An 8,742-nucleotide genomic window follows, 5' to 3' on the forward strand; every position below is an offset into this window, starting at 1 on the left:
GCCGGATGAGTCGAGAGGCTCACGTCCGGTTCTCGGAGGGCGTGGGGGTGGGATTCCCCCGCGCTACTCGACTATCTGCGAGCCTACGAAAGCGTCGGTGAGGCGCGAAGCTCGATTGGTCGATATCTTGACTTTTACAACGGGCGACGGCCGCATTCGAGCCTTGACGACCGCACTCCGGATCAAGCCTACTTCGATCTTCCTCCGCTCCGCGCGGCGGCCTAAACCCGGCAGAGAATCCACTTATCGACGCGGATTTTTTGTTCAGACAACCGAGACCAGTTCTCACCTTGAGCCGGTAGGCTCTTGATCGGATCGGGCCTGGAAAGAACACACTGATCCATCACGACCGCGCATGTCTTCATAGCGAGCTGGTATTTCGCGCCTGAATGGTGTGCAGTTAATGCGTTGTGACAGGTGTCCTCCATTTGGGTCTCAGGCCGTCAAATCGGCTGTGGGCGAACTCTTCCTCGACCAAAACGGAACTGGCGTATGGTCCTATTGGCACAGTGTGGACTGTCACTGGACTACTTTCCCGATACACATCGGTGGTCGGATTCGGGCCTGCAGGCACACGCAAGTCCAATCCCGCCGGCGCACGGATGCATGTGCCTGCAGACTGTCAGGAGAGCTCATGGGCATAGATGAAACGGTGGAATCGGCGCGACAGACAATCGCGCAAACGGATCGTCTATTAATCCAGGTTCGGGAGCAACTTAACCGTTGCGCCGAGCTGGTGGACGACAGGACGATCAGTGCGGCTTCAATTTCTGCATTCGTGGCAGACCAACATCAAGAGTTCCAAGCAGCGTATGCGCGCGAGCTGGCGACCCTCAGTCACGTCATGCCTCGGCCGAATCCAACATTGAATGTCCATCCCCTGGCGTCGGCAGCAGCAGGCGAATTGAGGGATTAAGATGGCGGACGGGGATCTCTTGAATGCTGGTGAGTCGGCCGATGCGGCTGAGGCTGGGCGGCTGGCGTGGCTCGCGATCGAGGTCATGGCGGGGCGGGCGGACCTCGCTACAATCATTGGGATCACGGATGATGAGCTTGAGGCCGTGTACGTATATGGCTATCGCTACTATTCTTGCGGAAAGTATGAGGAGGCACTGAACTTCTTTCGCTTTCTATGCATACACAGGCATTTGGACGCACGATTCTGGCTTGGTCTGGCCCTTGCTAGTCAGATGGTAGCCGATGCAGAAACCGCCGTGCACGCCTATAGGCGCGCTGCGCTCCTGAACCGTGAGGATCCGCAGATACCGCTTCGCACAGCGGAATGTTTCCTACAACTCGACCAGCCAGTAGCGGCCATAAGTGCACTCGAGAATGCGTTAGCACTGAGTACTAAAAAGCCAGAACACGACGCTTTGGCTCACCGCGCGCTGATGATGCTGGGCCGCCTCAAGTCCGAAGCGGAGTTCCACAATGCATAGCTTGAGCGTGAGCTCTTTAATCGGAACAACACTCCTCGAAATCGGGCCGCCGCCTTCCGTCGGTAGCTCCGCAACCGGATGTTCAGGTAGTGCTCACAAAAGTATCTTGAACCCTTTGCCGCCACTACTTCTCGGGGAGGCTGTCACATCTGGCGCAAGCTCAAGCTTGCCCGCACCGCGTGCGCTTGACGAAATTGGTCTCCTTACCAGTATTCTGTCTCTGCAGGCCAAGATGACGGATCGACTGGTCACTGCCGGAATAAAAGATGCGCAACACTGGGGTGAGCAGCAAAGGCAGTTGCATGAAAAGATCTCAAAGAACATCATCGAAACGGCCGAGAAGTTGGCGGATTCGAAGAAGACCTCGGGCATTATGAAGTTCTTCGGATGGCTCGCGGCCGGAGTGGCAGTCCTGGCTGCCGTCGTCAGTGGGGGAACTCTGGCTGTGGCGGCAGCGGCAGTAAGCGTCGGAGTAGCGACGCTCGGTGAGACGGGTGTCATAGACAAGATGACGGAGGCAATTGCGAAGAGTCTCATGAAAGACGGGATGGAAGACGGCGAAGCAAAAACGATGGCCATGACCATTACGATCGGGATTATGCTCGCAATCTCGCTGCTAACCGCAGGCGCTGGTCTTGTTGGTGGAGCTACGAATGGATTGGGCTCCGCGGGGGCCTCAGCCGCTGGGATAATGTCTAGCTCTGCGAGGGCTGCTCAGATCAGCCAAGCGGTTTCGACTGCAGCTCGATGGGCCCAAGCGGGTGCCACACTGGTCGAGGGCGGCGCCGGCATTGCCAATGGAGTCCAGCAGAAGGCGGCAACCGACACTCAGGCCGAAACGATGGACATTAGAATCTGCATCGCCAGGTTAAGACAGCTTCGAAACGACGAAATGGAATTCATTAGGGAGTTACTCCTCGAGAGGACGACTACTACGCAGAGAGTTGTCGAGGCCATTGAGACGCAGAGTGCGAGCAGTGCGAATCTTATACGAAACCTCGGCTGATAAGCGCTTGAGGCGGACCGGGCGTTAAGGAACACAGATATGGTAGTGACAATTGAACGTGAAAGACACATTGGGGCCCCTCACCCGTTGGATGCTGCTGCGCAACACAAACTGCCGTCGGTCCCAATCTCTGCCGCTATCGCCACCGGGAGCGTGCCAGACAGCGAGGCCACACTACCTCTTCCGGATCCAGGCGATCGGGCGCGGGATTGCCCATCCCTAGCTGTGTCGGGACTCCCCGACCGTATCGCGGAAGAGGAGCTTCCGAACGTCCTGGCGAGGCTGGAGGGATTCGCTACGGGAGCCGAAATATCAGCGGTCGCGGCGCTCATCGTTCGCCTCAATACGGAGCTTCGTAGGGCTGCGAGATTGGACAGGTGCGCTGCGCTGGACGTCGATATCGCCGCCCAGGAGGCTGGGGCCAAGGCGCTTCGCAATGCAGGGTTGTGCCAGTTGTTTGGCGCAATAGTAACCTCCGCCGGAGCGATGGCAGGTGCCACCGTGAGCCTCAAGGGCGCTCGCCAGATCCAATCACGCTTCGACGAGCTGTGCAGGCCAAAGATCCAGAGGCCGCTCCCCCCTTCGCCTGATAGCGCGAGCGATTCCCTAGAATTTACGCGCGTTACCCACGCGCAAACAGCAGCTCAGCAGGCCGCGATGAGATGGAATAGCTACAGCACGATTGTAACAGAAGCCATCAAGCTCCCGGGAGCAGGCCTGAACATGGGGGCGACGCATTACCAGGAGGAGAAGGTGAAGCTGGAGGCGGACAGCGCAAAGGCTCGCGCACAGGTGGAGGATGAAACTGAATTCATGGCGACCTACGAGAAGCTGATTGAGGATGTTGTGGAGAAGCTTGCTGAAATCCGTCGTGCTGATACCGAGACGAGAAGTAAAATCATCAACATGGGTTGAGCCGAAGAGGGCCGTTTGAACAACAAGTATGTGAGTTTTTTCGAATGATTGAGCCGAACGCTCTGTATCGATCTCCTTGGGTGCACACAATGGGAGATGTCCCCGCTGAGGACCTGTCTTTAACCTCTATTATGCTGCTGGCCCTAATGGAGCGGCACGGCCTATACCAGGCTCAAGTCCGATCTGAATACGGCGAGATGCAGACGCGGAATAATTACTTGCACGATATGACTGGGGCTTTGGGTAAGTTGCGGACCAACCGTCCTCCTGACGACAAAACGGTTGCAGACTATGGCACCTTTGAAGATTGGCAGGGCAAGACTCAAGATGTTTATGATTGGCTGCAGGCACACGGCATTTCCATCGAGAAAAAAAAGCACGAGCCTGATGTGCTGGAGGTCCAGGGCATTTTCATTGAGCCGAAAAAGGAGGACGATAAGCGTGGTGGGCAGTCGCAATTCGACGCCGCCATCAACAATGTCAAGGCAGCAATCGACAGCGCAAACAGCGAGAGTCAGGTCGCGTTAATTCATCTGCAGTGGGGAATGGATAGCCTCAGTAAGGTTAGCGAACTGATGTCTAACCTTCTCTCAAGAGATCAAAAACTCACGGACGCTATAATTGGTAACATTCGCTAAAAACGCGGCAGGAATGAACAGTCCAGGATGGGCAGTTATCCCTGTGCCGACCAATTTCAGCGTCAGCACAAATCCACTTTTCGCGGGGGTGAATGGGACAGTAGAATGGAGATGTCGTATTCTCGGCGGGAACGCCGCTTCATCATCATCTCGCAGCCTTTTGCTGGCGTTCCTCTGTCTACTCCTTACTGGATGTGCTGGCTCCGGCTCCATTGCGGAACGTGGCGTTCTGCTGACTTCACCAAGCCCCGGCTGGCGTGCGTCCGAGCCCTCCTTAGCAGCCCGGGCGTCGCAAGAACGTGGCTTTGAAATGCTAGCAGAGCCACCGGCCCAGCCGATCACCGCCCTGGAGCGGCGGCTGCCGGTCACTTCAGATAGCACGCGCGTGAGCCTCGACTACACCAACGCCGACATTCGGCAAGTTGTGAATGACGTGGTGGAAGACATTATGAGCATGCCGGTTGTCATCGATCCGGGCGTTGGGGGAAAGATGACGCTGCGTACCTCTGACAAGATCCCGGCGAGTGATGTGCCGCGACTGCTCGACCAAGCGCTTGCGCCGTACGGTTTTGGACTAGCGATGGTTGACCGCGGGGTTCGGGTGGGGCGTTTGGCGGACCTGGCCAGCGGCCTCCCAAGCGGTGTTCAAGTGATTCCCGTCAGATATGTCGACGCAGCTGATCTGATTAATGTCATCCGACCGAACGTTGAGGAGAGCGTGCATCTGTTCCCCGCGCCCGGAGAGCGGGGCATCGCCATCCGTGGACCGCCCGCCTCCATCAATTCTGTGCGCGAACTCATCGGCTTGCTTGACACTGATGTCATGCTTCACAAGACGTTTGCGCTGCATACGCTGTCTCAGGCTAGTCCGGCGGAAGTTGAGCGAGAACTCAGTTTCTTGTTCAACCAGAATGGCAAGGGCGCAGCGCGCGTCCGGTTTGCGTCGCTCGAGCGATTGAACGGGGTTCTTGTGGTAGCGGACGACGCTGCCGTACTCCAGCAAGTCCGTCGCGTAATCGTCAAGCTGGACAAGGCGTCGGAGGCGGCGGCACACATTCAGGTGCGTCCATTGCAGCACCGAAGGGCGACCGAAGTCGCGCAGGTGCTCGCTCGAATATTTGGCACTGAGCCAGCCAGTGGCGGACCTCACGCGCAGCCCGCGGGAGAGTTTGGAAAGTTGTCAGTCGGAACTGCATCCAAGGGGATGAGTCTTCCGCTCAATCTGCCGGGCCCGCCGGACGCAGGACCAGCTGCCTTGACAAAGGCGAAGAGCGAATCGGTGATTTCCGCAGTCGGTCTCGGTTTATCAGCGCCAGTTGGGATCCAGGCGGATCCCGGCCAAAATGCGCTCGTGATCCTAGCAGCACCGCAGGACCAGAAGATCATCGAGGCCGCAGTTCGTCGGCTTGACGTTAAGCCTCGGCAGGTGCTCATTCAAGCCATTGTTGCGGAGGTGCGGCTGAGCGATCGCCTGCGATACGGCGTCGACTATCTTTTGTCCTCACTGGATTTGGGTGCCGTTCCACAGGGGGGGTTATCCTATGTGTTTCGCGGCACGGGCGTCAACGCCGTGCTACACGCGCTGAGCGGGGTTGGCGACGTTAAGGTCGTATCGGCGCCACGCATTCTCGCACTCGACAATCAAACCGCGACAATTCAAGTGGGCGACCAGGTCCCGATCCTATCGCGATCATCACAATCGACGGTAAGCCAGGGCTCGCCAATCGTGAGCGACGTCGAATTGCGCGACACAGGAGTAATCTTGGCTGTCACGCCTCGAATCGGCGCTGGTGGGAGTGTGACGCTCGACACCTTTCAGGAGGTCAGCACCGCGAACAAAAACACATTGACCAATGTCCAGTCGCCGGTCATTTCGGTGCGCCGGCTGCAGAGCAGCGTATCCACACGAAACGGCGATACGATAGCAATCGGCGGATTGATGCAAGATAGCACTGACCGGGTCCATTCCGGGGTTCCCGTGTTGATGAACATCCCGCTTTTGGGGCCGCTGTTCCGCAACGCGGAACAGACCGAGGACCGAACCGAGCTCTTGGTGTTGCTCAATTCTCGCGTGGTTGAGAGTGACGCGGAGGCAGGGGCTTTGACTCAGGAACTGAGGGAGAAGTTCGAAACGCTGGCCCCCGCACTCGGCCGCCGACTAACACCCGGACCGCGATCGACCCCCTCGGTGCCGACGCCCGAGTCACCCGCCAATGGTCAGCGCAGGCCGCCAACTCCGGCTGTGGGCTCCTCTTCTCGATTGGGGAATGGCGTTTGAGAGTGTGAGAGCTGCAGCAGCAGGGTACTACCGCAGCAGTCAGGACAAGATCTCACTGCGCTTGGTAACGACGTTGGTGAGGTAAGTTCTTTGATCGGCCCAGCACTACTTGGCACATTACCAGTTTTGTCCCGCTTGATAGGACTTCCGACTCTGATGCTCGCTCAAGGCCGCCTGCGTTTGCTCCAAAAGCGCCTTCAGTCGCTCATTTTCGTCGCGGAGCGTGTAAAGGCGTTGCCGGCGATTCATATGATGGCACGCCCTAGAAACCGTCATTCCCGACATAGGCGCGATGGTCGGGAATACCATTGCGCGCATTCTCGGGACAAGGGCAACCGCGGCTACAATGCGCCCGGCCATCACAGTTTAGCGTCTTCATCTCCGGTCAGAAGCGAGGGGCGACGCCCAACATCAAGCGCGAACTGCGCCGCAGGCCGTCGTCGAATCTGTCATCGGCCATTCCAAGGCCGAGCACCGCCGCATCACCCGAAACGATCTCTAGTTTCGGCGCGGTGATGCAGCCAATGCCGTCGTCGCCGCCGGCGGCTACAGATTCCGCCGCTTCATCCGCTGGCTCAGCAGTTTGTTCGTAAGCGTGGCGTTGAGGCCCTTGAGAATTTTTGTACTCAGTCCTGAGAGCACCGCTAGAAGAGTCATCTTCTGCAAGAGTGCTCACAATGGACGACCATTCGGACGACATAAGACGACCGTTGTCGCCGCGTATCGAAGTGTACGCAGGCGCAGGTCGAAAGCGCTGGCCGGACGACTTGAAGGCACAGATTGCCGCGGAAAGCCTCGAGCCAGGGGCGATTGTCACAGATGTCGCGCGCCGGCATGGCTGCCGGCCCCAGCAGGTGCACGACTGGCGGCGCCGGGCGCGTTCGGGCCAGTTGGTACTGCCAGCTTCGGCGGACACGCTGTCGTTCGTGCCGGTGGTATCGGAATCGGCGCTACCGGCGGCCGCAGAGGCCACCGGGTCGCCGGAAGCAGCCGTTGTGACGGTTGAGCTCCAGGCGCACGAGTTGAGGTGAGAGGGACGCCTGGCCTTGCTGTGTTGAGTGATGTGTTCTTGGCGCTTCGACGGACACGTTCATGCTGACGCCGCCCGCGAGCCTCATGATTTACGTGGCGACCCGACCTGTGGACTTCAGAAAGGGTGCGGAGGGCTTGGCGCTGTTGGCGAAGGAGACGCTGGGCCACGATCCGATGAAGGGCGTGGCTGTGGTCTTGCGTGCGAAGCGCGCCGATCGGGTGAAGATCGTTGTGTGGGATGGTAGTGGCCTCGTGCTGTATTGGAAGCGGCTTGAGGGCAGCGCCTTCAAGTGGCCGCCGATCGTTGACGGCGTCATGCGAATGAACGCCGCGCAGTTGTCGGCGCTTCTGGCCGGCATGGATTGGACACGCATGCATGCAGCTCGCATCCCGCAGCCGAAAGCACTTGCGTAGGACATAAAACTCTTCGCTGCATCGGGGCGCGAAGCTTGGCAAACTCGGGCCAATGAGTGATTTGCCTGATGAGCTGCCGAGCGATCCAGCCGAGTTGCGCGTCTTTGCCGCGGCTCTGCTGGATCGCTGCGCCAGGCTCGAGCGGTTGCTCAAGCTTGCAAAAGACGCGCAGTTCGGTCGATCGTCGGAAAAGCTTGACGGTGATCAGCTCCAGCTTGTTCTGGAGGATATCGATCAGACTGTCGCGGCTCTCGAAGCAGCCGAGGACTGCGCCAATCCCAAAACACGCGAGAAGAGAACTGCCAAGCACAGGACCAATCGTGGCAAGCTGCCGGAGCATTTGCCACGCATCGTCGAAATGCTGATGCCGGCTGAAACCTGCTGCCCCTCCTGCAAAGGCGATCTCGTTGAGATTGGTCGCGATGAGAGCCAGAGGCTGGACGTCGTACCGGCGCAGTGTCGCGTCATCGTCACCCGCCGACCCAAGCTGGCCTGCCGCGCCTGTCAGGGCGTCGTCCTCCAGCACGCCGCTCCCGAGCGACTGATCAGAGGTGGATTGCCCACTGAGCGGCTGGTCGCGCATGTGATCGACGCCAAGTATCATTGGCATTTGCCGCTTTACCGCCAGGCGCAGATGCTGGCGACGCACGGAATAGCGCTGGACCGTTCCACGCTCGCCTTCTGGGTCGGCTATGCCGCCCAAGAATTGAAGCCCTTGTGGCATCGTCTGCGCCAGCTTCTGCTCGCCTCTTCGAAGCTCTGTGTCGATGAGACTCCCGCACCGGTGTTAGATCCGGGGCGCGGCAGGACCGAAACCGGCTACTTCTGGGCGCTGTCACGCGATGACAGGCCTTGGGCCGGACCTGACCCACCTGGCGTGGTCGCTTATGCACCGGGCCGTGGGGCCGTCCATGGCTTGAGGCTGCTCGAAGGCTATCGCGGCATTGACGTGCCCCCGCCAAATTAGGCCAGTTTGAACTGGAATTTTCCACTTATGATCCCCTGAGGGGGAGAGGAGAA

The 8,742-nt window shown here is 58.8% G+C and carries 9 protein-coding genes and 2 pseudogenes; 10 read left to right on the forward strand and 1 reads right to left on the reverse strand.

Features of this window, described 5'->3' with window-relative positions; all coding sequences use genetic code 11:
- Nucleotides 1–72: 72 nt before the first annotated feature.
- The 7 genes and pseudogenes from AC0L3P_RS38595 to AC0L3P_RS38625 all read left to right on the forward strand — a co-directional run.
- Nucleotides 73–225: pseudogene (locus AC0L3P_RS38595) on the forward strand (integrase core domain-containing protein); the annotation flags it as partial.
- A 409-nt stretch (nucleotides 226–634) separates the two neighbouring features.
- A complete protein-coding gene (locus tag AC0L3P_RS38600; protein ID WP_473309257.1) occupies nucleotides 635–916 on the forward strand; it encodes a hypothetical protein in 282 nt (93 codons plus the stop codon).
- Nucleotide 917: 1 nt separating this feature from the next.
- The gene (locus tag AC0L3P_RS38605; protein ID WP_473309258.1) at nucleotides 918–1,439 is read left to right on the forward strand and encodes a SycD/LcrH family type III secretion system chaperone; all 522 of its coding nucleotides are present in this window, start codon (nucleotides 918–920) and stop codon (nucleotides 1,437–1,439) included.
- Nucleotides 1,432–2,445 (forward strand): type III secretion system translocon subunit SseC family protein, encoded by a 1,014-nt coding sequence (gene sctE, locus AC0L3P_RS38610; RefSeq protein ID WP_473309259.1) that lies wholly within the window; start codon nucleotides 1,432–1,434, stop codon nucleotides 2,443–2,445. The genes AC0L3P_RS38605 and sctE overlap by 8 nt, the downstream gene beginning before the upstream one ends.
- Nucleotides 2,446–2,946: 501 nt before the next feature.
- Nucleotides 2,947–3,360, forward strand: coding sequence for a hypothetical protein (locus tag AC0L3P_RS38615; RefSeq protein ID WP_473309260.1), 414 nt, complete (start codon nucleotides 2,947–2,949; stop codon nucleotides 3,358–3,360).
- Nucleotides 3,361–3,449: 89 nt separating this feature from the next.
- On the forward strand, nucleotides 3,450–3,998 hold the full coding sequence (locus AC0L3P_RS38620) for a hypothetical protein (protein ID WP_473309261.1): 549 nt from the start codon (nucleotides 3,450–3,452) through the stop codon (nucleotides 3,996–3,998).
- Between the two features lie 385 nt (nucleotides 3,999–4,383).
- Complete coding sequence (locus tag AC0L3P_RS38625) at nucleotides 4,384–6,276, forward strand: secretin N-terminal domain-containing protein (protein WP_473309262.1); 1,893 nt, start codon at nucleotides 4,384–4,386, stop codon at nucleotides 6,274–6,276.
- A 385-nt stretch (nucleotides 6,277–6,661) separates the two neighbouring features.
- On the opposite strand, the gene AC0L3P_RS38630 is transcribed toward AC0L3P_RS38625, so the two are convergent.
- Nucleotides 6,662–6,952, reverse strand: a complete 291-nt coding sequence (locus AC0L3P_RS38630; protein ID WP_473309263.1) for a hypothetical protein — start codon at nucleotides 6,950–6,952, stop codon at nucleotides 6,662–6,664.
- Between the two features lies 1 nt (nucleotide 6,953).
- Between AC0L3P_RS38630 and tnpA the strand changes: the two genes are divergently transcribed.
- From tnpA to tnpC, 3 genes and pseudogenes are all read left to right on the forward strand, one after another.
- Entirely contained in the window at nucleotides 6,954–7,307 is a 354-nt protein-coding gene (gene tnpA / locus AC0L3P_RS38635) for an IS66-like element accessory protein TnpA (protein WP_473309264.1), read from the forward strand.
- Nucleotides 7,308–7,368: 61 nt separating this feature from the next.
- A complete protein-coding gene (tnpB, locus tag AC0L3P_RS38640; protein ID WP_473309265.1) occupies nucleotides 7,369–7,722 on the forward strand; it encodes an IS66 family insertion sequence element accessory protein TnpB in 354 nt (117 codons plus the stop codon).
- Between the two features lie 52 nt (nucleotides 7,723–7,774).
- Nucleotides 7,775–8,668 (forward strand): annotated as a pseudogene (tnpC, locus tag AC0L3P_RS38645) (IS66 family transposase); the annotation flags it as partial.
- Between the last annotated feature and the right edge of the window lie 74 nt (nucleotides 8,669–8,742).

It is taken from the genome of Bradyrhizobium sp. WSM4874 (assembly GCF_055811835.1).